The 25,564-nt window shown below is 71.1% G+C and carries 24 protein-coding genes; 12 read left to right on the top strand and 12 right to left on the bottom strand.

What is annotated here, in order from left to right; all coding sequences use genetic code 11:
- Positions 1-12: 12 nt before the first annotated feature.
- The gene (locus tag BJP60_RS10815; RefSeq protein ID WP_203135760.1) at positions 13-882 is read right to left on the bottom strand and encodes a fumarylacetoacetate hydrolase family protein; all 870 of its coding nucleotides are present in this window, start codon (positions 880-882) and stop codon (positions 13-15) included.
- A 111-nt stretch (positions 883-993) separates the two neighbouring features.
- Between BJP60_RS10815 and BJP60_RS10810 the strand changes: the two genes are divergently transcribed.
- The 4 genes from BJP60_RS10810 to BJP60_RS10795 all read left to right on the top strand — a co-directional run bounded on the left by BJP60_RS10810 (position 994) and on the right by BJP60_RS10795 (position 4,830).
- The gene (locus BJP60_RS10810; RefSeq protein WP_203135759.1) at positions 994-2,202 is read left to right on the top strand and encodes a PrsW family intramembrane metalloprotease; all 1,209 of its coding nucleotides are present in this window, start codon (positions 994-996) and stop codon (positions 2,200-2,202) included.
- A gap of 192 nt (positions 2,203-2,394) precedes the next feature.
- On the top strand, positions 2,395-2,766 hold the full coding sequence (locus BJP60_RS10805) for an FKBP-type peptidyl-prolyl cis-trans isomerase (protein ID WP_203135758.1): 372 nt from the start codon (positions 2,395-2,397) through the stop codon (positions 2,764-2,766).
- 142 nt (positions 2,767-2,908) lie between these two features.
- Positions 2,909-3,457 (top strand): YceI family protein, encoded by a 549-nt coding sequence (locus BJP60_RS10800; protein WP_203135757.1) that lies wholly within the window; start codon positions 2,909-2,911, stop codon positions 3,455-3,457.
- Positions 3,458-3,657: 200 nt separating this feature from the next.
- On the top strand, positions 3,658-4,830 hold the full coding sequence (locus BJP60_RS10795; RefSeq protein ID WP_203135756.1) for a SpoIIE family protein phosphatase: 1,173 nt from the start codon (positions 3,658-3,660) through the stop codon (positions 4,828-4,830).
- Here BJP60_RS10795 and opgC read toward each other — a convergent pair.
- Genes opgC through BJP60_RS10780 form a run of 3 tightly spaced genes read right to left on the bottom strand, consistent with a single transcriptional unit; the run spans position 4,827 to position 9,719 of the window.
- Positions 4,827-7,331, bottom strand: coding sequence for an OpgC domain-containing protein (opgC, locus tag BJP60_RS10790; RefSeq protein WP_203135755.1), 2,505 nt, complete (start codon positions 7,329-7,331; stop codon positions 4,827-4,829). The two genes, BJP60_RS10795 and opgC, sit on opposite strands and share 4 nt — an antisense overlap.
- A gap of 44 nt (positions 7,332-7,375) precedes the next feature.
- Positions 7,376-7,711 carry an STAS domain-containing protein gene (locus tag BJP60_RS10785; RefSeq protein ID WP_203135754.1) on the bottom strand — a complete coding sequence of 112 codons (336 nt, stop codon included), beginning with the start codon at positions 7,709-7,711 and terminating at the stop codon, positions 7,376-7,378.
- A 1-nt stretch (position 7,712) separates the two neighbouring features.
- Positions 7,713-9,719 (bottom strand): glycosyltransferase family 2 protein, encoded by a 2,007-nt coding sequence (locus tag BJP60_RS10780; protein WP_203135753.1) that lies wholly within the window; start codon positions 9,717-9,719, stop codon positions 7,713-7,715.
- Positions 9,720-9,839: 120 nt separating this feature from the next.
- Between BJP60_RS10780 and BJP60_RS10775 the strand changes: the two genes are divergently transcribed.
- Positions 9,840-10,400: a GIY-YIG nuclease family protein gene (locus BJP60_RS10775; protein WP_203135752.1), complete on the top strand. Its 561-nt coding sequence runs from the start codon at positions 9,840-9,842 to the stop codon at positions 10,398-10,400.
- 30 nt (positions 10,401-10,430) lie between these two features.
- Here BJP60_RS10775 and BJP60_RS10770 read toward each other — a convergent pair whose 3' ends face one another.
- Complete coding sequence (locus BJP60_RS10770) at positions 10,431-11,729, bottom strand: MFS transporter (protein ID WP_203135751.1); 1,299 nt, start codon at positions 11,727-11,729, stop codon at positions 10,431-10,433.
- 189 nt (positions 11,730-11,918) lie between these two features.
- Here BJP60_RS10770 and rpsO point away from each other — a divergent pair, with 189 nt between their 5' ends.
- On the top strand, positions 11,919-12,188 hold the full coding sequence (rpsO, locus tag BJP60_RS10765; protein WP_005048780.1) for a 30S ribosomal protein S15: 270 nt from the start codon (positions 11,919-11,921) through the stop codon (positions 12,186-12,188).
- 72 nt (positions 12,189-12,260) lie between these two features.
- Here the strand turns inward: rpsO and surE are convergent, their stop codons facing one another.
- The 4 genes from surE to BJP60_RS10745 all read right to left on the bottom strand — a co-directional run bounded on the left by surE (position 12,261) and on the right by BJP60_RS10745 (position 15,893).
- Positions 12,261-13,031 carry a 5'/3'-nucleotidase SurE gene (gene surE / locus BJP60_RS10760; protein WP_203135750.1) on the bottom strand — a complete coding sequence of 257 codons (771 nt, stop codon included), beginning with the start codon at positions 13,029-13,031 and terminating at the stop codon, positions 12,261-12,263.
- The gene (locus BJP60_RS10755) at positions 13,028-14,065 is read right to left on the bottom strand and encodes a 1-phosphofructokinase family hexose kinase (protein WP_203135749.1); all 1,038 of its coding nucleotides are present in this window, start codon (positions 14,063-14,065) and stop codon (positions 13,028-13,030) included. The genes surE and BJP60_RS10755 overlap by 4 nt, the downstream gene beginning before the upstream one ends.
- Before the next feature lie 71 nt (positions 14,066-14,136).
- On the bottom strand, positions 14,137-15,147 hold the full coding sequence (locus tag BJP60_RS10750) for an isopenicillin N synthase family dioxygenase (RefSeq protein ID WP_203135748.1): 1,011 nt from the start codon (positions 15,145-15,147) through the stop codon (positions 14,137-14,139).
- Between the two features lie 74 nt (positions 15,148-15,221).
- Positions 15,222-15,893 (bottom strand): ATP-binding cassette domain-containing protein, encoded by a 672-nt coding sequence (locus BJP60_RS10745; RefSeq protein ID WP_203135747.1) that lies wholly within the window; start codon positions 15,891-15,893, stop codon positions 15,222-15,224.
- Between the two features lie 55 nt (positions 15,894-15,948).
- Here BJP60_RS10745 and aztB point away from each other — a divergent pair, with 55 nt between their 5' ends.
- From aztB to aztD, 4 genes are read left to right on the top strand one after another with little or no spacing between them, the layout of a single operon-like run.
- A complete protein-coding gene (aztB, locus tag BJP60_RS10740; RefSeq protein WP_203135746.1) occupies positions 15,949-16,821 on the top strand; it encodes a zinc ABC transporter permease AztB in 873 nt (290 codons plus the stop codon).
- 17 nt (positions 16,822-16,838) lie between these two features.
- Positions 16,839-18,053: an ABC transporter gene (locus BJP60_RS10735; protein ID WP_203135745.1), complete on the top strand. Its 1,215-nt coding sequence runs from the start codon at positions 16,839-16,841 to the stop codon at positions 18,051-18,053.
- Positions 18,050-18,982 carry a zinc ABC transporter substrate-binding protein AztC gene (gene aztC / locus BJP60_RS10730; RefSeq protein ID WP_203135744.1) on the top strand — a complete coding sequence of 311 codons (933 nt, stop codon included), beginning with the start codon at positions 18,050-18,052 and terminating at the stop codon, positions 18,980-18,982. Before BJP60_RS10735 ends, aztC begins: the two co-directional genes overlap by 4 nt.
- Positions 18,983-19,005: 23 nt before the next feature.
- A complete protein-coding gene (gene aztD / locus BJP60_RS10725) occupies positions 19,006-20,208 on the top strand; it encodes a zinc metallochaperone AztD (protein WP_238439394.1) in 1,203 nt (400 codons plus the stop codon).
- A gap of 45 nt (positions 20,209-20,253) precedes the next feature.
- Here the strand turns inward: aztD and BJP60_RS10720 are convergent, their stop codons facing one another.
- Complete coding sequence (locus BJP60_RS10720; RefSeq protein WP_203135742.1) at positions 20,254-21,417, bottom strand: acyltransferase family protein; 1,164 nt, start codon at positions 21,415-21,417, stop codon at positions 20,254-20,256.
- A 195-nt stretch (positions 21,418-21,612) separates the two neighbouring features.
- Between BJP60_RS10720 and BJP60_RS10715 the strand changes: the two genes are divergently transcribed.
- Both BJP60_RS10715 and BJP60_RS10710 read left to right on the top strand, forming a co-directional pair.
- Positions 21,613-22,818, top strand: coding sequence for an LLM class flavin-dependent oxidoreductase (locus tag BJP60_RS10715; RefSeq protein WP_442923424.1), 1,206 nt, complete (start codon positions 21,613-21,615; stop codon positions 22,816-22,818).
- 19 nt (positions 22,819-22,837) lie between these two features.
- A complete protein-coding gene (locus BJP60_RS10710; protein ID WP_203135740.1) occupies positions 22,838-23,485 on the top strand; it encodes a CE1759 family FMN reductase in 648 nt (215 codons plus the stop codon).
- Here the strand turns inward: BJP60_RS10710 and BJP60_RS10705 are convergent, their stop codons facing one another.
- Together BJP60_RS10705 and BJP60_RS10700 are read right to left on the bottom strand one after the other, a co-directional pair.
- A complete protein-coding gene (locus BJP60_RS10705) occupies positions 23,486-24,790 on the bottom strand; it encodes an MFS transporter (protein WP_203135739.1) in 1,305 nt (434 codons plus the stop codon). It lies immediately after the preceding gene.
- A 37-nt stretch (positions 24,791-24,827) separates the two neighbouring features.
- On the bottom strand, positions 24,828-25,553 hold the full coding sequence (locus BJP60_RS10700; protein WP_238439393.1) for an AAA family ATPase: 726 nt from the start codon (positions 25,551-25,553) through the stop codon (positions 24,828-24,830).
- Positions 25,554-25,564 lie beyond the last annotated feature (11 nt).

Here is a 25,564-nt window from a genome sequence, read left to right as displayed (position 1 = left end):
CGCGGCGCGCGGTCAGTCGAGCACGCGGCAGTGGGTCGTGAGCTCGCCGATGCCGTCGATGCCGACCGTGACGGTGGAGCGGTCGCGCATCAGCACCTGCGGCGTGCGGGAGTAGCCGGATCCGCCGGGGCTCCCGGTCGAGATCAGCGTGCCCGGCAGCAGCGTGATTCCGTGGGACAGGTGGGCGATGAGCTTGGCGACCGAGCGCACCATGGCGCCCGTCGTGGAGTCCTGCATGGTGTGGCCGTCGAGCACGGTCCAGATGTGCAGGTTCTGCGGGTCGGGCACCTCGTCGGCCGTCACGACGTACGGGCCGACCGGGGTGAAGCCGTCGAAGGACTTCGCGCGGCACCACTGCGACTCGGAGTACTGCACGTTGCGCGCCGTGATGTCGTTCACGACCGTGTACCCGAAGACGTAGTCGAGCGCGTCCTCCTCGCTGACGTCGCGCGCCGGCTTGCCGATGATCACGCCCAGCTCGGCCTCGTAGTCGACGGCCTCGCTGAGAGAGCGCGCCCACGTCGTGGTGCCCTCGTGCGGTGCGATCGAGTTCGGCCAGAGCGTGAATACGGTCGGGGTGTCGTCGGTCTTCAGATTGAGCTCGCCGGCGTGCGCCGAGTAGTTCAGCCCGACGGCCATGATCGACGGCGGGGTGAGGATCGCCGGAGCGAACGTCGTCTCGGAGATCGCGGTGCGCTCGCCGGTCCATCCCGCCGCGGCGTCGCGCACGGCGGCCTGCAGCTCGTCCCCGCCCGCGATGAGCTGCTCGATCGTGCGCGGACCGTCCGGGATCAGCGCGGAAACGGGGATCGCATGCTCTGCCTCGACGAGGACGAGGGTGGGGGAGTCGCCCCCCGGCAGGTTGACGTGGGCGAAACGCATGATTCCAGGCTACCGGCACGGCCGCCCGTCCCTTCCCGCCGTGAGCCTCGGCAATAGGATGACCGTGACCGCGCACCGCTCTCGCGGCGCGGCCTGACAGGGGGAGAGAGTATGTCGTACGGGACCGGCCTGACGCCGCCTCATCAGCAGCAGTTCCCGACGGCGCTCGCCCAGCGTCATCACGGCGCGGGCGCGGCGATCACGCCGGCGCCGTCCGCCACGGTCACGCTTCCCGTGACGTCGCCGAAGGGCCGCAGCCCGTGGGTCTGGCTCTGGCCCGTCCTCGGGCTGCTGGGCCTCGCGCTCGTGGCGTACTTCGTGACGTTCCTCGGTGCCGCGGCGTCGATCATCGGGCTCGTCGCCGCGCTGATCCCCTATGCGGTCGTGATCGCGACCGTCGTGCTGATCGACCGCTGGGAGCCCGAGCCCAAGGGGCTGGTGTTCTTCGCGCTCGCGTGGGGCGGCATCGCGTCCATCGCCTTCACGCTGCTGTTCGACCTCGCGCTCACGATCGTGCTCCCCGCGCGGGGCGACTTCTTCAGCTCCGTCATCCAGGCGCCGCTCGTGGAGGAGGGCTTCAAGGCCCTCGGCCTGCTGCTCGTGTTCTGGATGGGGCGCCGCGCGTTCGACGGGCCGGTCGACGGCGTCGTGTACGGCGCCATGATCGGCGCGGGCTTCGCCTTCACGGAGAACATCCAGTACTTCGCGATCTCGACGATCGAGGGCGGCGTGGAGGCCCTCGGCTTCACGTTCTTCCTGCGCGCGATCCTGTCGCCCTTCGCGCACGCCATGTTCACCGCCTGCACGGGCTTCGCGCTGGGCCTCGCGGCGCGCCGCGGCCTGGGGTCGGGCCCCGCGATCGCGCTCGCCGCGATCGGCTACATCGCCGCCGTGCTGCTGCACGCGCTGTGGAACGGCGCATCGTTCGTGGTGGGCGGCGGACTGATCGGCTTCCTCGGCTACTACTTCGTGCTGCAGGTGCCGATCTTCGCGCTGTTCGTGTGGGGGATCGTGATGCTGCGGCGCGAGGAGGCGCGCCTGACCCGCGCACGCCTGGGCGACTACGCCGCCGCCGGGTGGTTCACGCCGCAGGAGGTGGACATGCTCGCGACGCCCGCGGGACGGCGTGCGGGCAAGACCTGGGCGGCACGGCTGCCGGGCGGTCGCGGGCGCCTGATGGCGACGTTCATCCGCGACGCGGCGGCGCTCGCCGCAGCGCGCCAGCGGGCGATCTCGGGACGCGACCCGCAGGCCGCCTACGACGAGCAGGTGCTGCTGGCCCGCATCACGGCGACGCGCCACGCCCTGCTCTCGGCCTGACGCGCTCCGAGGGTCTTGACACTCCCGGCCCGTCGGCGCATCCTTTTCCTACGCCAACTCAGCGCCCGGAAGACTCGCAGGCATCGCCGCAGCCCGGGCGCTGAGTGCTGTCGGGCGGGGCTCTTCTCGCTGTCGGCGTAATCATGGCAAGCCCATGCCCGCGGGCGGGGGAGTCGTGGTTCGATGGGTCGCATGAGCGCAGATCGCACCAAGCCCGAGTTCGACGCACCGCAGGGCCCCGCGCCCGAGGAGCTCGTCATCCGCGACATCATCGAGGGCGACGGCGCCGAGGCCAAGCCCGGCGACACCGTCACCGTCCACTACGCGGGCGTCGAGTACGACACCGGCGAGGAGTTCGACTCGTCGTGGAACCGCGGCGAGAGCATCCAGTTCCCGCTGCGCGGCCTGATCCAGGGCTGGCAGGACGGCATCCCCGGCATGAAGGTCGGCGGACGTCGCGAGCTGGTGATCCCGCCGCACCTGGCGTACGGCCCCGCCGGCGCCGGCCACTTCCTGAGCGGCAAGAGCCTGATCTTCATCATCGACCTGATCGACGTCGCCTGACGTCTCGAAGCGACCGGAGCGCCTTCCCGCGGGAGGGCGCTTCGTCGTTTCCGGATCCGCGGCGTATGCGCGGGAATATATTCGCGCGCATGCGTATTGTCTAGGGAGACCGCCGCGCGGCGGCACGACCTCAAGGAGAGCAATGAGCATCGAGATCCCCGGCTACCGCCCCGGCACCTACGCGATCGACCCGTCGCACAGCGAGGTGGGCTTCAGCGTCCGCCACATGATGATCTCCAAGGTGAAGGGCGTCTTCCACGTGATCGAGGGCACGATCGTCGCCCCCGAGAACCCGCTCGAGGCGAAGGTCACGGCCAAGGCCGATGTCGCATCGATCAACACGAAGGACGAGGGTCGCGACCAGCACCTCCGCTCCGCCGACTTCTTCGACGCGGAGAGCAACCCGACCATCGAGTTCGTCTCCACCGGCGTCCGCGCGGAGGACGGCGACTTCTTCGTCGACGGCGACCTCACGATCCGCGGCATCACCAAGCCCGTGACGTTCGAGATCGAGTTCGGCGGCTTCGGCGTCGACCCGTGGGGCAACTACAAGGCGGGCGCGACCGGCACCGCCAAGATCGACCGCGAGGACTTCGGCCTGACCTGGAACGCGGCGCTCGAGACCGGCGGCGTGCTCGTCGGCAAGGACGTCACGATCACGCTCGACCTGCAGGGCGCTCTTCAGGCCTGAGCCCGTGCCGCCGTCTCGACCGGCGGCACCCACGATCGCCCCGGGTGGCCGCGCAGCGGCGACCCGGGGCGATCGTGCGTCCGCATCGGACATCGCACGGGCGACCGATCCCGCACGTGCGGATCCCGGTCGAACCGGTGCACGCGAGAGGCCGCGCGAGTCAATAGCCTGGAGCGAAGACGGACGACGTGGAGGCGATGATGACGGATCTGGCAGGCACGGACGAGGCCGTGGAACGGCTCGGCTTGATGGACACGCCGCCGGAGGAGCGCTTCGACCGCATCACGCGCCTCGCGCAGGAGGTGTTCGACGTGGACAAGGTGGTCATGAACGTCGTCAACTCCGCCACGATCTACACGAAGTCGCAGCCCGACGGCTCGCACTTCCGCCACACGCCTCCCGAGGACTCGTTCTGCGCCGAGACGATGAAGCAGGACGGCGTCCTCGAGGTCCCCGACGGCGCGGAGGACCCGCGCTTCGCGCACCGCGGGATCGTCGCCGAGCACGGGGTTCGCTTCTATGCGGGCTTCCCGATCCGCACCGAGGCGGGGGAGACGGTGGCGACGCTGTGCCTGCTCGACCCCAGCCCCGGCAAGCTGTCCGACGAGGACCTCGACGCGTTCGAGCGCTTCGGCAGGTGGGCGCAGGCCGAGATCCGGCACGGCGACCCCGCGGCGTTCGGGGCGGGGGACGCGCAGGCCCTCCCGGTGGCGCCGTCGACGGACGAGGACAGCACCGCCGACGGCGAGGTGCGGGTGGCGTCGCTCTCCATCCCGTTCAACCGGCTCAGCGGCGACCGCAGCGCCTGGATGCAGCTCGAGGGCAAGGTCGTCGTGACGCTCGCGGACGTCATGGGCAAGGGGCCCGTCGCCAGCGGTCTCGCCGAGGAGCTCATCGCGGCGCTGCAGGAGCGGCGCGACCTCGACCCGGTCGAGGCGCTGCTGTCGGTCGAGGACCAGGCGCGCGAGGTCCCGGCCTATCAGGAGACCTTCGCGACGCTCTTCCACGCCGTGATCGACACGACGACCGGCGTCGTCGACTACGTGGACGCCGGGCACGGTCTCACGCTGCTGCTCGGCGCGGACGGCACGGTCACGCGCCTGTTCTCGCGCAACCTGCCGCTTGGCCTGCGGCCGGGCGACGTGGAGTGGGAGTCCGGACGCGTCACAGTGCGGCCGGGCGATGTCATCGTGTCTGTCTCGGACGGCGCGCTCGACGCCTACGACTCCACGCTGGCCAGCCTGCAGATGATCGCCGAGGACCTGCGACGGGCGCGGGGCGTGACGAACGACTTCTTCGTCCGCCTCGCCGTGCGCGTCAGTGAGCACACGGTCGACGACGACGTGACCGCGATGATCGTCTCGATCCACTAGCGCGGGATCACACCGAACAGGAACCTCTTCTTCACCATCAGGAAGATGATCGCGATGACCGCGGTGTGGATCAGCGTCCCCTGCCACACGCTGGAGCGATCCAGCCCGGGGATGTTCGCCACGGCGAGCACGAAGAAGACGTGCACGATGAACACGTACAGGCTCGCCTGACCCAGGGGGATCCAGAGCCAGCCCATCGTGACGTCGAACGGCTTCCACGCGACCGTCAGCACGGCGTAGCTGCACAGGATCACCAGCACGATGTTCAGCAGGCGACCCCAGTGCATGTCGATGCGGGGGTACCCGCTGTCGTAGAGCATGCCGTAGAGGTCGGCCGGGAACGGGGCGGGGACGAATCCGAAGGCGTCGCCCGCCCAGAGGTAGACGAGGAAGCCGACGTACCCCACGACGAACACGCCCGCGGCGATCTTCCCGATCGGCGTCGTCATCGCACGGATGATCTGCCGTCGGTAGTAGCCGATCACGAGTCCGTGCGTGAAGAGGACCTGCCAGGCGAGAAGCGGGAACACGGCGTCGAACTGGGAGGAGAGCGGCGCGTAGTCGGGGAAGACGATGTGGACCGCGTACAGGCCCCAGCTGATCAGCAGCACGAGCCACCACAGGCGGCGCTTGATGAGGAACATCAGCGCCGGGTACGCCAGGCTCAGCACGACGAAGAGGCCCATGATGTTGAACGGCCAGGGACCCATCTCGAGCAGCAGGAACTGCCGGACGGCGTACCACGGCGGCGGATAGTCGAGCAGGCGGTCGGCGTTCGGGTACAGGTCGTAGACGCGCCCCTGCGTCGCCGTGCCGTCCTCGCCGGTGCCGCGGTCGGTGAAGGTCGTGACGGCGGAGGTGTCGACGAACGGCAGGAAGCCGATCGCGAAGATGAGCAGGATCACCGCCAGCGCGACGACGTACTGCTTGCGGGCCCGCGCCCACGCGCCGAGAGCGGCGGCCCACTCGCCACCGCGCCGCACGGCGGCGGGGAACACCATGCCGAGCACGATGCCGCTCAGCAGCACGAAAAGCTCCGCTCCCGTGATGGCGCCGATCACCTTCAGGGAGGCGAAGGAGTAGGGGCTCGTCACCTCGATGTGGGTCACCACGACGACGATGATCACGAAGCCGCGCACCATGTCGATGCGCAGGTCGCGCGCGCCGGAGTCGTCCTCGTACCGCCACTTCGGCAGCAGGCGCCCCACGATGCCGGATGCCAGGAACGCGACGGCGAGCACGGCGGCGCTGCCCGTGATCCAGTTCATCTCGTCGTCGGCGTCGGCCTCGCGCACCTGGACGGTCGCCGCGTTCGCCTGCTCCGCAGTGATCACCTCCGTGATCGGGCCCCACTCGAACAGCCCGCTGCCGATCAGGTCCTCGCGCAGCGCCTCCGCCACTTCGTCGTCGGCCGTGGCGCGCCAATCGACCTCCTGCTCGCCGGCCTCGGCCTCGGCGCGCTCCACCTCGAGCCACGTGATGGCGTCGATGCGGGGGCGCTCGCCGAGGGCGTCGAGGATCTGACGCCACCAGCCCTGCTTGACCTGGAGCTCGGTGTCGCCGTCGAGGCCCGGGTCGTAGAGAGCCCCCGTGTCGAGCAGCATCGGCAGGCCCTCGCCGCGCGCGAACCGGTCGTAGAAGCTCGCCGCCTGCGGCACCGTGTAGCCCCAGCGTTCGTCGAGGCGGGCCTCCACCTCCCCGGGGTCGGGCGCGCTGTTGGCCTCGAGCGGCACGTCGCGCCCCGCGGCGGCCCCGGCCTCGCCCTTGCCGAAGTAGAACAGCGTCAGTCCCACGCGGTCGACGGCGGCGTCGCCGGGCCAGTAGGGGCCATAGGGGTCGTCGGACTCGGTCAGCTGGCCGTCGTCGTCCGTGTCGAGATCCGCGAGTGCCCGCGGCGTGAGGTCGGCGAGACGTCCGTCCGCGCGCTCGAACGGATAGCCGGCGCCGTACGACGGCGCCCACACCATCTCGGCCCCCGACGACCCGTCATGCACGTGCTCGGCGAGCGTCCGGAAGGTGCCGACGTACTGTGCCGGCTGCTGACCCCAGTCCGTCCAGGATCCGTTCATCTCAGGAGCGAAGCGGACGAGGTGGTGCGTGCCGTACTGCTCATGCACGGTGTCGAGCTGCGCGGCGAGAATCTCGGCGTCCTCGGCCTTCAGATCCTCGAGCGCCGCGGTCGGCTCCAGCGTGAGGGTGAGCACGGCGCCCTGCGCGGCGACGTCCGATGCGGCGCGCTGCCAGCGCTGGCGCGAGTCGTCGTCGAGGGGGTATCCGAGCCTCACCGCGTACGTGGCGGGGGTCTCGCCGAGACGGTCGACATAGCCCTGCGGGCTGTCCTCGGCCCAGTCGAGCTCGGGCCCGAACCACGTCCCGGTCTGCTCGACCGGGGCGTCCGACGTCGCCGCCTGAGCGGGGCCGCCGATCCCGATGGCCGCCAGCAGGGCGAGCCCGACGGCGGCGGCGGCGCGCTGGATCCCTCGCTTCACGAGCGCCGGCACGTGAGACCCTGGGCGCCGCGGTCGCCGTCGCTGGGGGAGCGGCGTCAGTCACGCAGCGCCTCCTCGACCGTGACGCGGGGGCGGATCACCCGATCGAGATTCGTCAGGCGCAGGACCATCGTCACCTGCTCCGACGGCGCGGCGAGCCGCAGGTCCCCGCCGGCCTGACGCGCGGTCTTCAGGCATGCCACGATCGCCCCGAGGCCCGAGGAGTCGACGAAGTCCGTCTGCGACAGGTCGAGCACGATCAGTGCACCGTCGGCGGCGGCGATCGTCTCGGCCACCTGCTCCCGGAACGGGCGCGCCGACACCATCGACAGGCGCCCTCGGGGAACGACGATGCGGGCGCCGTCGCGGGCCTCGACATCGAGCTCGAGCATGTCAGTTCTCCTTCAGTTCCGGATAGGGCGTCGCCGCATAGAGCACGGCGCGGATGATGATGCTGAACACCGCGAGGTCGTAAAGCACCCAGGCGATGTTGACGAGCGGCGCGATGCCCTCCGCCTGTCCTGCGGCGTAGCGGATGGCGACGACGAGCAGCGAGAGCACCATGGCGGCCATGACGTAGAGCTGCGGGCGCACGAGGTCCCAGCGCGGGCGGTTCTCAGTCGTCCGCGTCTTCGGGGTGACCGAGAACGCCAGCGTCCGGCCGCGGTACACGTTGCCGAACGCGCTCGTGACGGCCCGGATCCACACGGGGAACAGCGCGAGCGAGTACTGGGCGCCCCGCCAGGTCGGTCTGCCGTTGGCCACGACGAGGAACAGCAGCTGGTTGAGCAGGAAGAACGGGATGAACCGGATGAAGAAGTCGAAGCTGAACGCGATCACCGGCATGGTCCCGAAGGACAGGTTCAGCACGGGCGCGGCGACGTACACGATCGCGGCGAAGCCCGACAGATAGCTCCACATCGTGGAGAAGTACATGAGGCGCTGACCGAGGCTGAGGCCGGGCTGCACGAGCGGGTTCTCGCGGAACATGACCTGCATCGTCCCCTGCGCCCAGCGCAGCCGCTGCGTGAGCATCGTCGGCAGGTCGTCCGGCGCGAGGCCCTTCGCGAGCACCTCGTCGTGGTAGACCGAGCGCCAGCCGAGCCCGTGCAGGCGCATGGACGTGGCCATGTCCTCGGTCACCGAGATCGTCGCGAGCGGCATGATCGCCTGCGCCTCCGCCTCGCGGCCCACCTCGAAGGCGTCGACGAGCATGCTGATCGACTCCACGGCGGCCAGCGGCGACAGGCTCCGGTCGTGCAGGCCCTCGAGCGTGATGTCGTCGATCGCCGCGAGCGTCGCGGCGTCGAGCGTGAACTCCGCGAGCTCGGCCAGCTCTGCCCGCACGCTCTCGACGTCCTGGCCGCTCATCATCGTGCGCACCGCGTCGATGCGCCGCTGGAAGCGGAAGGTGATGTCCGCCAGGCCCTCGCCGTGGGCGAGGTCCGACTTGACGTCATCCAGCGCCGCCGACACCTCGTTCAGCGCCGACAGGACGCGGCGATCCTGGCGGTGGTCTCGTCGCGCCCGCGCGAGGATGCGCCGCGACGAGCGCACGGCCCTGTTCACCGCGACGGTCACCTCGCCGACGTAGCGCGAGACGCCGAGCTGCATGAGCGCCTCGCGTCGCAGGATGGCGTTGGATCCGCAGAAGAACGCAGCGTTCCAGCCGTCCTTGGACTGCTGGATCGGCCCGTAGAACAGCGGCGCCTGGCTGCCGAGAGGGTCGGAAGGCGGGACGTTGACGAACCACTGCGGCGTCTGCACGAGCGCGACCTTCTCGTCCTCGAACCAGCCGAGCGTGCGGTCGAGGATGCGGGGATCGGGCACCTGGTCGGCGTCGAGGATCAGCAGGAACTCGCCCTCGGTCACCATGAGCGCGTTGTTGAGGTTCCCGGCCTTCGCATGGCGCGGCCGGTCGCGCCATGCATCGGAGCGGCTGATCACGCCGATGCCCTCCGCCTCCGCCATCGCGCGCAGCTCGGGCCTGTCGCCGTCGTCGAGGATCCACGTCTCGTGGGGGTATGCGATCGCCTGTGCCGCGCGCGCGGTGTTCATCACGAGATCGAGCGGTTCGTTGTACGTCGTCACCAGGACGTCCACCGTGACGTCGTGGCGCAGTGGAGGCGCATCGTGACGCTCGCGCAGACGCCACGCCCCGAGGCCGAACAGGAGCGAGTCGATCAGGCTGTAGGTCTCGGCGAGGACCAGGGGCACCGCGATCCACCACGCGTCCCAGTTGACCGAGAAGAGCCAGCGCCAGGCGACGTAGTTGATCCCGGCGATCGCGGCGAGCACGACGACAAGGCGGACGACCGCCTGCCGGCGCGTCGTCGACCGCAGCCGGCGCTGGTTCTCGCGCCTCGTCGCCTCACGGCCCACGGTTGTCTGCACGACCATGAGGTCCCCCTCTCCCGGATGTCCACGTTACTGATTCGCCGCGAGAGCACGGGGGTCTGGCGCCGTGCCGTGGGCTGCGGTAAAGGGCGCACTGTCGGCGCCCCGGCGTACTGTCTCCCCGTGAGCACGTCGCGCGTCGCGGAATGCGCGGTCGCGGGATGTCCGCGGCCGCTCGAGCCGGGCGCGCCCGCGCCGCTGTGCGCCGCTCATCTGCGGGAGGTCGCCGAGTGGCGCGAGGGCGCCGCGGGCGTGACCGACCTGCTGCCGTCGCCCTGCGCGCTGTGCGGTGCCCGGCTCGGCGTGCGCTGGCCCAGCGGCTGGCTCTGCGCGGTGTGCGAATGGCGGCAGGGGGACGTCGTCGACGGCGAGCTCCCGCCGCCGCGGATCGACGTCGTGTACTACGTGCGCTACGGCGACCGCGTGAAGATCGGCACCTCCGCGCAGCCCCGGCGCCGGCTGGCGGCGCTGGTGTACGACGAGCTGCTCGCGTTCGAGCGCGGCGACCGGCTCGTCGAGCGCCGCCGGCACGAGCAGTTCGCCGACGAGCGATTCGCGCGCACCGAGTGGTTCCGCCTCAGCGGGCGGCTCCGCGCGCACGCCGCCGCGCTGTCCGCGGGCGTCGACGATCCGTGGCGTCTGCACACCCGGTGGGTGAGCGAGGCTCTCGCGCTGCGCGCCTGAGGCGCACCTGTCCCGGGCGGACTGCGCGGGTCAGGGCGTGGGGTTCTCCGCGTCGTATGCGCGGAAGCGCGTCGCGAAGCGCAGGATCACGGCGACGATCGCGACGATCGCGATGCCGCCGGCGAGCGGCGGGAACCACAGCGCGATTCCCGACAGCAGCCCGGTGTAGAGCGCGCCGATCCGCGGCCCGCCCGCCACGACGACCATGAAGATGCCCTGCAGCCGGCCGCGCACCGCGTCGGGCACGGCGGCCTGCAGCATGGTCTGCCGGAAGATCGAGCTGATGTTGTCCGCCGCGCCCGTGAGGGCCAGGCACACGCACGCGAGCGCGATCAGCAGCACGTCGGGATGGTCGGCGTCCACGGTGCCGGCATCCGACAGGCCCAGTGCGGCGGCGAGCAGCACGAGGCCGAACAGGCCGGTCGCGAGACCGAACGCCTGGATCGCGCGCGCGATCCCGACCCCCTGGCGACGCACCGTGCCGATCCGGCCCGAGAACAGGCTCGACACGAGCACGCCCGCGGCGATCGCCGCCATGAGCAGGCCCGACGTGACCTCCCCGCCGCCGAGCAGCACCACGCCGATCGCGGGGAACAGGGCGATCGGGTGCCCGAAGGTCATCGCCACGACGTCCAGGATGAACTGCATCCGGATGTTCGGCGCGATCTTCAGGAACGCGAGGCCGTCGAGCACCGAGCGCAGCCCCGGGCGGTCGGTCTGCCCCTCGGGCCGCAGGTGCGGCAGGGTCGCGAGTCCGAGGAACAGCGACAGGGTCAGCACGGCGTCGATCGTGTAGGTGATCGGGTAGCCGAACAGCGCGACGAGCACGCCGCCGACCGCGGGACCGACCAGCACCATGACGCCGGACGTGATGCCGGTGAGCGCGGCGGCGGCCGCGATCAGATGCGTGCCCACGAGCTTGGGCGTCATCGCCGCCTTCGTCGCCCCGGCGACCGTGCTCGCGGCCGAGTTGACGATCGAGAGCACATACAGCCACGGCGCGTCGATGTGACCGGTCCACGCCAGCACGGCGAGCAGCACCGTGGAGGTCCAGCCGATCGTGGCGGCCGTCAGTGCCACGAGGCGGCGGTCGAAGTGGTCGGCGAGCATCCCGCCGTACAGGCCCGCGACGATCATGGGCACGAGACCGGCGACAGCGATCATCGACACCGCGAACGTTGAACCCGTCAGCGCGTACATGTGCAGCATGACGGCCGTGATCGTCAGCTGGCTTCCGAGCCCGCCGAGCAGTGTGCCAACCCAGAGCCGCGCGAAGGCCGGGCTCTCGGTGAGGGGGCGGATGTCGACGAAGTGGCTGCGCGCGCTCACGCGCGGGCTCGGATCTGGTGCTGCACGGATCGAGGCTAGTCGGTGCCAGAACGGGCGGACGCCGCGCGGTGCGCGATGTGTTCCATCGCTGGTAGACTCTTGTGGTTGCCGTTCGATCGGCCGCGGATAAAGAGAGCTCGCGCATCAGGTGACGGGCGCCGCGCAATGAGGAGAGAGGGGATCGGTTCTATGGCACTGGAAGCAGACGTCAAGAAGGCGATCATCGAAGAGTACGCGACGCACCCCGGTGACACCGGATCCCCCGAGGTGCAGGTCGCGATGCTGACGCAGCGCATCAAGGACCTCACCGAGCACCTCAAGGAGCACAAGCACGACCACCACTCGCGTCGTGGTCTGTTCCTGCTCGTCGGTCAGCGCCGCCGCCTGCTGGGTTACCTGCAGGACATCGACATCAACCGCTACCGCTCGCTCATCGAGCGTCTCGGTCTGCGTCGATAAGGCAGCAACGCACCAGCGTTCAATCGTCTTCTCGAAGGCCCGTCCCAGGTGTGGGGCGGGCCTTCGCCGTTCCTATGCGGTCTGGCGGCCGGGGGCGTCGGCATCCGCGTAGCCCACGGGTCGGTGCGACACGGGCTCGATTCCCGTGAGCGTGGCGAAGCCCTCCGCGAGAAGGGCCGCGTCCGTGCCCGGCTCCGGCACGTTCGGCAAATCCTCTACCGCGAGGCGGATGTGCTTCTCGTCGCGCTCGCTCAGCGTGGTCTGGACGATGCCGAACGGCGCGAGCGGCGCCTCGCGCACGCCACGGTGGGCGGGGGAGTTCGGCACGTTGAGGTTCAGGACGGATCCGCGCTCGAGCGACAGCAGGAACGGCAGGGTGCCGAGGGCCGTCGCGGCCGCGGCATCCCACTCGAACGCCTCGGGGCGTATGCCGACATCGAGGGAGACCGCGAGCGCCCACGCTCCGTTCAGCCCGCCGGTCAGGGCGGCGCCCACGGTGCCGGAATGGAGGATCGCGCGCCCTACGTTGGCACCGTGGTTCACGCCCGAGAGGACGACGTCGAACGGGTCGCCGAATGCGCCGTGCGCGGCGATCAGGGCGATCAGGCCGGGGCCGCCGCGCACGGCATACGCGGGAAGCCGCTCGAGGCCGTCGAGCGTCCGCGCCTCCATGGCGATGCGCCCCTCCTCCTCGCCCGCCACGATCGAGGCGCTGGCGCCGCTCGACTGGCGTTCGGGCGCGGCGATCGTGACGTCGAGACCCTGCCGCTCGGCCTCGCGGGCGAGGGCGTGCAGCCCTGCGGCGTCGATGCCGTCGTCGTTCGTGACGAGCACGCGCGTCATGCGTCCTCCTCCGGTCGTCGGTGCGGATGCTCGTCGCTCTCGGCGAGCGCGGCGAGCCCCTCGGGGCTGATCCGGCCGCGGCTGTCGTCGGAACCGGCGCCGCGCTCCTGCACATCCACGGCGTCGCGCAGCCGGTCGATCGTCTCCATGTCACCCGTCCCCAGACCGTGCCGCGTGACGTTCAGCGCGCCGGCGGCCGCGCCCGTGACGATCGCGTCGCGCAGCGACTGACCCGCGGCGAGCCCCGCGCACACGCCGGCCGTGAGCGAGTCGCCCGCACCCCGGTGATCCGCGATCTCCAACTGCGGGGGAGTGACCTCGAGGACCGTCTCGTCCTCGCGCACGACGAACGTGCCGCCGCCGCGGGTCACGATCACCGTGTCGGCGCCCCGGGATCGCAGCTCGTCGATCGCGCGCAGCACGTCCTCGGTGTCCTTCTCGTCCTCCGTCAGCAGCCCGTCCGCGACGAGCTCCTCGTCGCTGACCTTCAGCACGTCCACGCCGCCCTCGAGCGCGGCGGTCATCCGGTCGCCCGCAAGGTCCGCCACGACGCGCACGCCGTTCGTGCGCAGGTCCGCGGCGAGCCTCCGGTACGTGTCGGCCGGCAGCACGCCGTCGCCGTCCGGTCCGCTCAGGATCGCCAGTCCGGCGTCGATTCCCTCCCGCAGCATCGCGCCGTACAGCTCGTCGAGGTCATGGCGCCCGAGCGGATGTCCCTGCGTCTCGGCGACGGCCTCGCGCTCGCCGGCCCGGCGGTCGTGCACGTATGCGGCGCCGCTGCCCTCGCGCTCGATGCCGACGACGCGGAAGCCCTCGTCCTCCAGCAGGACGCGCACGATGCGGCCGAGCTCGCCCGTCAGCGTGCAGCAGATCGTCACGGTGACGCCCAGTCGCCGCAGCATGCGGGCCTGCCACACGCCCTGACCGCCCGCATGGACATGGATCTCCGGGGCGCCGCCGTCGCCGTCCATCCCGTGGTCCTCCACGGTGACGGTCAGCGTGGGGGAGGGGGCGAAAACGGCGACGTCCGGCATGATCCCACGCTAGGCGCGCACCATGCCGGACTCTTCCCCCTTGTGCGTCGCGCGCGGCGACGCTAGCCGTTTCAGACGCGCGCGGCGAGCAGGTCGGCGTGCCAGCGCTCCGCGACGTCCGGGTGCGCCCGCAGGCGCGACTTGAGCGCGTTCTCGCCGTACAGGGAGTGGATCGGGTTCGACGGATCCTGCTCGACGCCGCGGGCCTGGGCGGCGAGCTCCGCGGGGAGCTCGAGGATGGGCAGGCGCGCGTCGAGGGCGGGATTGAAGAAGAACGGGATCGAGATCCGGTCCTGCGGTGCACGCGGGGAGAACACGCGGTGGTTGGTCGCACGCAGGTAGCCCTGCGTGGCGTACTCGAGCATCTCGCCGATGTTGACGACGAACGACCCCGGCACCGGCGGGGCGTCGACCCACTGGCCGTCGCGCTCGACCTGGAGTCCGCCGCGCTCGGGCTGCACCCACAGCAGCGTGAGCACGCCGGAGTCCTTGTGGATGCCGACGCCCTGCTGCGGCTCCTCGGTGTGCACACCGGGGTAGCGCACGATCTTGATGAGCGTGGCGGGCTCGCCGAAGTGCTTGTCGAAGTAGTCCTCCTCGGCGTGCAGTGCGACCGCCCACGCCCGCAGCAGCTTGCGGGAGATCTCGGTCAGCTTGTCGTGCCACTCCGTGACGACCTCGCGCAGCTCGGGCAGCGCGTCGGGCCACAGGTTGGGCCCCTGCAGGCGGAAGAAGTCCGCCGCCTCGGGGTCGGTCACGGGCTGCCGCTCCGGGCCGATGTCGATCTGCTCGCGCCAGTCCACCTTGCCCTGCGTGCGCTCGCCGCCGACCCGCGTGTAGCCGCGGAAGTGGGGGCTCGTGACGTTCTCGATCGCGAGCTTGTCCTCCTCGGGCAGGTCGAAGAACGCCCGCGAGACGCGGTGCACGCGCTCCTCGAGCTCGGGCGAGACGCCCGTGCCCACCAGGTAGAAGAAGCCGACATCGCGCGTCGTGGCAGCGAGGTCGTCGCGGAAGCGGGCCGCCGCTTCGGGACCCTCGTCGAGCTGGGAGAGGTCCAGGATCGGCAGGTTCAGATCGGTCATGCATGCGACCGTACAAATCGGATCCGGCGTGCGCGAACGTGTGACGTCACAGACCGGCCCCGCGGCGCGGATTGTTACGCGTGTTCCGCCGCGTCGGGCACGGGCGCGGCGATCCGGCCGTCGCTCAGGCGGATGACGCGATCCGCCGCGGCGATGGCGTCGTCGTCGTGTGTCACGCAGGCGACGGCCGCTCCGCGGCGGGCCTCCTCCGCGAGGATCCTGCGAGCGAGGACGCGGCTGCCCGCGTCGAGTCCGGCGGCCGGCTCGTCCAGCAGCAGGATGCTCGGGCGCGATGCGATCGCCTGCGCGATCAGGGCCCGCTGGCGCTGTCCGCCGGAGAGGTCGGCGAAGGGGTGCCGCTCCAGTCCGGTCAGCCCGACGCGGGCGATGGCGTCGGCGATCGCGGCCCGCTGCGCCGCTCCCGCCGGTCGTCCGGAAGAGTGCCGCGACGTGCGGCGCCACGTCCCGATCGCGACCGTGTCGGCGACCGTGAGCGGGAGGGTGTCCGGCGCGTGGGGACGCTGCACGACGAGCGCCACGTCGGCGGAGCGGGCGATGCGGCCGGAGCGCGGCGTGCGCACGCCCGCGAGCAGCTCGACGAGCGTCGACTTGCCCGATCCGTTGGGTCCGGCGAGGGCGGCGACCTCGCCGAAGCCGAGGCGCAGGGACACGTCGTGCAGGACGTCGCGACCGTCGTAGGCGAAGCACACGGAGCGGGCGGACAGGGCGTCGCGATGAGGAGGCACCCGATCAACTATAGCAATTGATAATCGTTCTCATTTATGCCTAGACTCCGAAACCATGCCCTCTTTCCTTCCCTGGATCACCGCGCCCTTCGGCGCGGACTTCGTGCTGCGCGCTCTGCTGGGCGGCGCCCTCGTCGCCGTGATCTGCGGCGTGGTCGGCACGTGGGTGATCATCCGGGGGATGGCCTTCCTCGGCGAGGCGATCGGCCACGGCATGCTGCCCGGGGTCGCCGTCGCCACCGTGATCGGCGCGCCGGCCGTGCTCGGCGCCGCCGTCAGCGCCATCGCGATGAGTGCCGCGATCGGCGCGCTGCAGCGACGCGGCCGTCTCACCTACGACACGAGCATCGGGCTGCTGTTCGTCGGCATGCTGTCGCTGGGTGTGATCATCGTGTCGCACGCCCGCAGTTTCGCCACGGACGCCACGACGATCCTCTTCGGCGACATCCTGGCGATCGGCGAGGGCGACATCCTGCTCCTCGCGTTCGCGGCGGTCCTGACGATCGTCCTCGCCGCCGCCTTCCACCGCACGTTCGTCGCGACCGCGTTCGACCGACGGATCGCGCAGGCGCTGGGGCTGCGGCCCCAGCTCGCCCAGATCGTGCTGACCGGCCTCGTCACGCTCGCCGTCGTGGCGTCCTATCAGGCGGTCGGCTCGCTGCTCGTCGTCGGACTGCTGCTCGGGCCCGCCGTGGCCGCGCGTGCGTGGACCACCCGCATCCCGTCCACCATGCTGCTCGCCGCAGCGCTCGGCACCGCGGCGGTCGTGATCGGGCTGCTCGTCTCGTGGCATGCGGGCACGGCGGCCGGGGCGTCCATCGCGGGCAGCGCGATCCTCCTCGCCGGCCTGTCCGCGCTGCTGCGAGACATGACCCGGCGCCTGCGCCTGGCCTCCTCCCACGCCGAGCCCGTGGAGGCCCTCCGTTGACCGTTCGAAAGGAACCGATGACCGACCGACGCCCCCTCACCTTCCTCACCGGCGCCCTCGCGCTCGTCGTCCTCGCCGGGTGCGCGTCGGGCGCCCCCGCGTCACCCGCCGAGACGCCCACCGAGTCCTCCGCCGGTCACGGCGAGATCGCCGGGGCCGCCGAGGTCGCCGAGCCGCCGCTGCAGCTCGTGTCGATCGACGACAAGGGAGCCGTCGGCTCCCTGGATCTCCTCGACGGCAGCGCGTCGCGCCTGGGCACCGTCGGTGAGCCGGAGTCGGTCGCGACCGACGGGCGCTACGTGTTCGTCGCCGTCGACGGCGGCGTCGGCGTGATCGACAGCGGCGTCTGGACGTGGGACCACGTCGACCACTTCCACTACTACCGGGCCGAGCCCGCGGTCGTCGGCGAGGTGCGGGGAGAGGGGCCGGTGAGCGTCTCGACCGGGCCGCTCTCCACGGCGGGCGGGACCGGGCTGTACTTCGCCGGATCGGGTGAGGCCGTGCTGCTCGACAACGCCGAGCTCTCCCGGGGACGCATCGTCGAGACTCTCCGGGTCGAGACGGGTCTGGCGGACGGCGTCGTCGCGCCGCTCGGCGACGGGGCGCTCGTGAGCGATGCCGACGGAGGGCTGAGCTTCCACGGCGCGGACGGGACCGCGGCGCAGGGCGTCGTGGCGTGCGCGTCGCCGTCCGGTGCGATCGCCACACGGGCGGGACTCGTCGTGGGCTGCGCGGACGGCGCGGTGCTCGCCACGCTCGAGGGCGGCGATCCGGCCTTCGAGCGGATCCCGTACCCGGAAGGCGCCACCGCGGAGCGCGCCAGCGCCTTCGAGGCGCGCAAGGGCCGCCCCACGGTCGCGGCGCTCGCCGGCGATCAGGGCTTCTGGCTGCTGGACGCGCGCGAGCGCGCATGGCAGCTGGTCCGCACGGCGGTGCCGCTCGTGAGCGTGGTGGCGGCCGATGACGCCGACGGCAACGTCGTCGCACTGGACGAGGACGGCCGGGTGCGGGTGTACGCGGCCGCGACGGGCGAGGAACGCGCGGTGACGGAGCCGCTCGTCGACGCCGCAGACGGGCCGGGCGTCGGCCTGTCCGTCGACGCGCAGCGGGCCTACCTCAACGACCCGGCGACCGGCGTCGTGCACGAGATCGCGTACGCCGACGAGGCGCGCATCGCCCGCACGCTCGAGACGCCGACGCGTCCCGACTTCTTCGCGGAGGTGGGGCGATGAGCGCCGCCCGGCTCCGCCGCCTCACGGGCGCCGGTGCGGCCGTCGCCGTCGCGCTCGCACTGACGGGCTGCGCCGACGCCGCGGGCGAGGGCGAGGCGGGCGTCGACATCGTCGTGACGACGAACATCCTCGGCGACGTGGTGCGCAACGTCGCGGGGGACGAGGCCGACGTGCGCGTCCTCATGAAGCCGAACGCGGATCCCCACTCCTTCGAGATCTCGGCGCAGGAGGCCTCGCAGCTCGCCGCGGCCGACCTCGTCGTCTCCAACGGACTGGGCCTCGAGGAGGGCCTCGCGCAGCACCTCGAGCGCGCGGCGCAGGCGGGTGTGCCCCAGTTCGTCGCGGGCGACGCGATCGAGGTGCTCGCCTACAGCGCCGAGCAGGCAGACGGCGCAGCCGACCCCCACTTCTGGACCGATCCGGAGCGGATGCACGACGTCCTGGACGGGCTGGAGGACGCCCTCGGCGCGATCGAGGGCATCGACGCGGCCGCCGTCCGGGCGAACGCGGAGGCCTACCGTGACGAGTTGCGACTGCTCGATCTCGAGATGCGCGACCGGTTCGCCGCCATCGACGACGACCGCCGCGCGCTCGTGACCAACCACCACGTCTTCGGCTATCTCGCGGACCGCTTCGACTTCCGGATCATCGGCGCGGTGATTCCCGGCGGCACGACGCTCGCCGCCCCGAGCGCCGCCGACCTGCACGATCTCGCGACGGCGATCGAGGAGGCCGGCGTGCCCGCCATCTTCGCCGAGTCCTCTCAGCCGGACCGCCTGGTCCAGGCGCTCGCGAGCGAGGTGGGCATCGACGTCGAGGTCGTCGAGCTCTACACCGAGTCGCTCACCGAGAAGGGCGAGGGCGCCGACACCTACCTGACGATGATGCGCGCCAACACGGAGCGCATCGCACAGGGCCTCACCGAATGAGGTCATCCATGGAAAGGGAAACGATGAAACGACAGACGCGACTGATCGCCGCGGCGGCCGCGCTCGCAGGAGCCGCGCTCGTCTCGACGGCGTGCGCGAGCCCGTCCGCGACGCCGGGTGCGGCCGAGACGAGCGCAGCGCCGGAGGAGGCGCCTGCGGTGGGACGTGTCGCCGTGGCCTACGAGAACGGGATCGCCGTGCTCGACCCCGCGACACTCGAGGTCGTCGGCGAGGTCTCCACCGAGCCTTTCACGCGGCTCAACCCGTTCGGCGACGGGCGGCATGTCGCCGTCACCACGTCCGAGGGCTTCCAGCTGCTCGACACGGCCGCGCCCGAGCTCACCGATCTCGTCTTCGACGCGACCACGCCGGGCCACGTCGTGGTGCACCACGGCCGCACCGTGCTGTTCGACGACGGCACGGGCACCACCACGATCGTCGACACCGACGCCGTCGAGCCGGGGGCGCAGGCGCTGCCGGAGACCGAGACCTACGCGGCGGATGCCGCACACCACGGCGTCTCGATCGTGCTCGAGGACGGCACGCTGCTCACCACGGTGGGCGACGAGACCTCGCGCACGGGAGCCATGGCGCTGCACCCGCACGACGACCACTGGGATGTGGCCGCCTCGAGCGACGAGTGCCCGGGTATCCACGGCGAGGGCACCGCGGCGGATGAGGCGGTGGTCTTCGGCTGCGAGGATGGCGCCCTGCTGTTCAAGGACGGCGCCTTCGTCAAGCTCGACGCTCCGGACGAGTACGGTCGCATGGGCAACGCGTACGTCTCGGAGAGCAGCCCCATCGTGGTGGGCGACTACAAGAACGACCCCGACGCGGAGGGCTACCTGCTGAACGCCGTGACTCTCATCGACACCGCGGCAGAGACCTACGAGGTCGTCGACCTGCCGGAGGACGTGCAGTACACCTTCCGTGACGTGGCGCGCGGTCCCGGCGACCTGGCGTACATCCTGGCGACAGACGGCTCCATCCATGTGCTGGATCCGGAGACCGGTGAGCTCACCGACTCCTACCCGGTGATCGAGCCGTGGGAGGGCCCCGCCGAGTGGCAGGACGCGCATCCGGCGATCAAGGTGGACGGCGACATCGCGTACGTCACCGAGCCCGCGTCGAACGCCGTGCACGCGGTCGACCTGACGACGGGAGAGACCGTGGCGACGGCCGAGCTGAGCGCCGCGCCCAACGAGATCGCGGTCGCGCTCGGCTGAGGTCTGCAGCGTGCTGGGCGGGGCTCCGGGGAACCGGGGCCCCGCTCAGGCGTCCGCGCCGGGTCGTTCCGACGGCTTCGCGGGGCGGCGGCGCGCGCCCGTCGGATCGACCGCGCGACCCGACTGCGGCGTCACCGTGGGATCGCGGAACAGCCATCGCGAGCGCGGCTCGACGAGCGGGCGGAACACCCATCGCACGGGCTTGGAGGCGAGCAGGACCGTGATCGCGACGGACAGGACGATCACGAGGGGCAGCCACAGCCACGTCGGCTCGAGGTCCCGCAGCGCTCCCGACTCGCGGAACGGGTACAGCACGAACGAGTGCAGGAGATAGATGTACATCGTGTACGTGCCGAGCGGCGTGAAGGCGAACTGGCCGCGGGGGACGATCACGAAGAACGCCGCGCACAGCACGAGCGCCACCCCCATGAGCAGCAGACGCACGCCGCCCGCCCACCACGGCACGCCCGTGACCGGATCCGTGCCGAGGAAGTGCGCGTAGTCCTGGTCGTAGAACAGCCAGTTGCGCATGTCCATCTCGTGCCAGCCCTCGAGCCCCGCCCACGCCGTCAATCCGGCGAGCGCGAACACCGCCACGGCGCTGATGCGCGCCCACCACGCCTTGCGCTCGAGCAGCCGCAGCCTGTCGACCACCTGGTGCTCGCGCAGCCACCAGCCGAGCGCGAAGAAGGGGAGGAAGCCGAGCGTGCGCGACAGCGAGAACGTGCTGTCGACGTTCGGCAGGTAGCCGACGCCGATCGAGATCACGACGGTCCACAGCAGCGGCCAGCGCAGCAGCGCGAGGTACGGCAGGATCAGCCGGAAGATGCCGAGCGCGAGCAGGAACCACAGGGTCCACGAGGGCTGGGTCAGGTTCGGATCCGGATCGCCCTCGACGAGTCCCTTCGTCAGCCACCACAGGGCCTCGAAGATGACGTACGGCACGAGGATGTCGGTGATCACGCGCGCCATCTGGCGCCGCGAGGGCGGATCGGACTTGGAGAAGTAGCCGGAGATGATCGCGAACGCGGGCATGTGGAACGCGTAGACCACGAGGTACAGCGCGTACGCGATGTCCGAGTCGTACGTGAGTCGCTGGATCGCGTGACCCAGCACCACGAGCACGATGCACGCGAAGCGGGCGTTGTCCCAGTACGGGACCCGCCGGCGCTGGCGGGGGACCGAGCCGGTCGCGGGTGCTGTGCTCATCCTGACAACACTATGCCGCGAGCGATCGGGACGTCAGGAGGAGGAGCATGGGAATAGATCTCACGCGGCGGCGTTGCACGAGGTATATTCAGCCGCATACAAATGTCGGATGACCACGTAGCCCGCCGGACGACGGGACGGATCGGAGAAGCAGCCATGAGCGAGACCACCACGTCGCAGCCGGAGACCTCGGAGATGCAGTTCGGCATCTTCTCGGTGAGCGACATCACCACCGACCCCACGACCGGCCGGACCCCCAGCGAGGCCGAGCGCATCCGCGACATCGTCACCATCGCGAAGCACGCGGAGGAGGTCGGGCTGGACGTCTTCGCCCTCGGCGAGCACCACAACCCTCCGTTCTTCTCGTCCTCGCCCACGACGACGCTCGCGTACATCGGCGCGCAGACCGAGAAGCTCATCCTGTCGACCGCCACCACGCTGATCACGACGAACGACCCGGTGAAGATCGCCGAGGACTACGCGATGCTGCAGCACCTCACGGGCGGCCGCGTCGACCTCGTCATGGGCCGCGGCAACACCGGGCCGGTCTACCCGTGGTTCGGACAGGACATCCGCCAGGGGCTGCCGCTCGCGATCGAGAACTACGCGTTGCTGCGCCAGCTGTGGGACCAGGACGTCGTCGACTGGGAGGGCAAGTTCCGCTCGCCGCTCCAGGGCTTCACGGCCACGCCGCGCCCGCTCGACGGCGTCGCGCCCTTCGTGTGGCACGGCTCGATCCGCACGCCCGAGATCGCCGAGCAGGCCGCGTACTACGGCGACGGCTTCTTCGCGAACAACATCTTCTGGCCGAAGGAGCACTACCAGCGCCTCATCCAGCTGTACCGCCAGCGCTACGCGCACTACGGTCATGGCACGCCCGAGCAGGCGATCGTCGGCCTCGGCGGGCAGGCGTTCATGGCGAAGAACTCGCAGGATGCCGTCACGGCCTTCCGCCCGTACTTCGACAACGCGCCCGTGTACGGCCACGGTCCCTCGATGGAGGACTTCACGGAGATGACGCCGCTGACCGTCGGCTCTCCGCAACAGGTTATCGACCGCTACGCCGCGATGCGCGACTACTACGGCGACTACCAGCGCCAGCTGTTCCTGATGGACCACGCGGGCCTGCCGCTGAAGACCGTGCTCGAGCAGCTCGACCTGCTCGGCGGCGAGGTCGTGCCGGTGCTGCGCCGCGAGCTGGCGCAGAACCGTCCGGCGGAGGTGCCGGACGGCCCCACCCACGCCGCCCGCGTGCGCGCGGTGTACGGCGACGCCGAGCCGCGTCAGGCGCGGCCGAACGCCGCGGGCGGCAACAACCTCACGGTGGGCGGTCCGTACCAGGACACGCCCGCCGCCGCCCCCAAGGCCGGTTCCGCGTTCGGCGCGGCAGCGACCCGCTGAGCAAGGAAGGATCACGATCATGACCGACACCCGTCGCATCGCGGTGGTCTCCGCGGGGCTCTCCACGCCCTCGTCCACCCGGATGCTCGCCGACCGCCTCGCCGCGGCCACCGTCGCGGAGCTCGCCGAGCGCGGCATCGAGGCGACCGCGGAGGCATTCGAGCTGCGCGACTACGCGCACGACATCACCAACAACCTGCTCGCCGGCTTCGCGCCGCCCGCGCTCGAGGAGATGCTCGGAAAGGTGCAGGCCGCCGACGCGCTGATCGTCGTCACGCCGATCTTCTCGACGAGCTACTCGGGCATGTTCAAGTCGTTCATCGACATCCTCGACCGCGAGGCGCTGAGCGGCAAGCCCGTGCTGATCGGCGCGAACGCCGGCACCGCACGCCACTCGCTCGCGATCGACTACGCCATCCGGCCGCTGTTCGCGTACCTGCACGCGGAGCCCGTCTCGACCGGCGTGTTCGCCGCATCCAGCGACTGGGGCGGCAAGGAGGACGACGTCGCGCCGCTCAGCGCCCGCATCGAGCGCGGGGCGCGCGAGCTGTCCGAGGCGATCGCGGCCAAGCCGTCGCTGACCGCGACCGACCCGTTCGACCCCGACACCTACCTGGGACAGGGACGCGGCTTCGGCCACCTGCTGGGCGGTCTCGCGGGGGAGTGATCAGGCGCTCTCGACGGTCCGCGCGGTGGGTGCCGCCGCCACATCGTGGTGCGGCACCCACCGCGCCGCCGTGAGGACGAGGCCGAGCAGCAGCAGGCCCGACGTCAGCAGGAACGGCCACGTCCGGTCCATGCCGGACAGCCAGCCGGAGATCCAGCCGAACGGCGCGGCCGCGAGCATGATGACCGTGCGCTGGAGCGCCATCACGCGCGAGCGCTCGGCTTCGTCGACGTGCAGCGCCACGAGCGACTCGGACAGCATGAACACCATCCCCGCCCCGAAGCTGTCCAGCAGCAGGCAGACCCCGAGCAGCGCGTAGGTCCGCGCATCGGCGGCGCCGGAGGCCGCGGGGATCAGCACGAGCACGACCTGGCCCGCGAGGTACACGCCGAAGCCCCAGAGGGTCGCGGCCTTGAGGTCGACGCCCGTGCTGAGACGCGGGATCAGCGTGAACAGGAACAGCATCGACAGCAGCGATCGCGCCATCGGGAAGAACGGCAGGAGTGCGTCGGGCACGTGCAGGTGCGCGCTGACCACGACCTGCCAGAACGTGCCGTTCACGAGTGTGACCGCCGCCACGAGCGCGGCGATCACGAGCGCCAGCAGCGCGCCGCGCGACCGCAGCAGCAGGCCCAGCGCGCCGCGATAGCCGGCGAGCAGGCGCCAGACGCTCTCGCCGCGCGTCTGCGCCATCCGGATCTCGCCGCGACGCGTCTCGCGCGACCACCGATACAGCCAGATCACCTTGGCGAGCATCACGATCGCCGCGTTGACGAACAGCAGGCGCACGGCGGGCTCCAGCCCGAGCTGCGCGACGAGGATCGCCGCGATCGGCGCGAACAGCGCCGAGCAGTCGGCGGCCACGCGCACGAGCGAGTAGATCTGCGTGAGCTGACTGCGCTCGGCGTCCTCGACCATGAGGCAGTCCCACGAGTTCGACGTCACCTGCATCGCGCCGTTCACGAGCGCGGCGGCCAGGAAGAACCAGAAGTTCTGCGCGAAGGCCCAGATCACGCACGGGATGACCCACGCGATGACGTCGAACACGGCGGTCGTCCAGCGGCGCCCGAGGCGATCCGTGATGATGCCGCCCGCGAAGCCGAACACGACCTGCGACACCATGCCCGCCGAGGCGATCAGCCCGATCTGCGCGTCATGCACGCCGAGCGCGAGCATGAACACCGACAGGTAGGGGAGCACGAGGGCCATCGACAGGCCCCACAGCGGCTCGGTCCACACGCACGCCCGCGGATTGCCGCGCAGCGTCACGAGGGTCTGCCAGAGGGGGTTGCGCGTGCGTGCCACTGCAGAAGTCAATCAGTTCCCGCGGGCTGGGGCCGCCTCAGTCCAGGTGCCGGAGGAAGCGCTGCGGCGCGTCGAGGAACAGCCGCCAGGTGCGCACGAGATCGAGGTCGTCGTACGTCGATCGCCGGATCCCCCACGCGCCGAGCTCGAGCAGCTCCGCGCCGGGGAAGGCGGCGAGGATCGGCGAGTGCGTGGACAGGACCACCTGCGATCGGTTCGCCACCAGCTCGCGCAGGAGGGCGAGCAGCGCCAGGCAGCCCGACACCGACAGCGCCGACTCCGGCTCGTCGAGCACCCAGAGGCCGCTGATCGACGTCCGTTCCCCGACCAGGTCGAGGAACGACTCGCCGTGGCTGCGCTCGTGAAGGGCGGCGCCGATGCCGACGTCCTCGAGGTACGTGTAGAAGCCGTGCATGGTCTCGGCGCGCAGGAAGAACCCGCGCCGGGAGGCGCCCGCCCCGCGCACCAGCCGCAGGTGCTCGCCCAGCGGAGACTCCGACGCGCGGGTCGCGTGCATCGCGCCGGTCGATCCGCCCTCCGCGTTCATGCCGTAGGCGACGGCGAGGGCCTCGACGAGCGTCGACTTGCCGACCCCGTTCTCGCCCGTCAGCACCGTCACGGCACCGAGGTCCAGGCCCGCGTCGAGCACCTGCCGCACGGGCGCAAGCGCCGCCGGCCAGCCGCTCCTGTCGGCGGGCGCCAGCGGGTGCTCCTCGATGCGTCGCACGGGCAGCGCGCCGCGCCCCAGCTCCTCGGGTCTCACACGCCGACCCT

Source organism: Microbacterium sp. JZ31, assembly GCF_016805985.1.
GTDB lineage: Bacteria > Actinomycetota > Actinomycetes > Actinomycetales > Microbacteriaceae > Microbacterium.
Note: the sequence above shows the minus strand (reverse complement) of the source record. Positions and strands in the feature narration are given on the sequence as shown.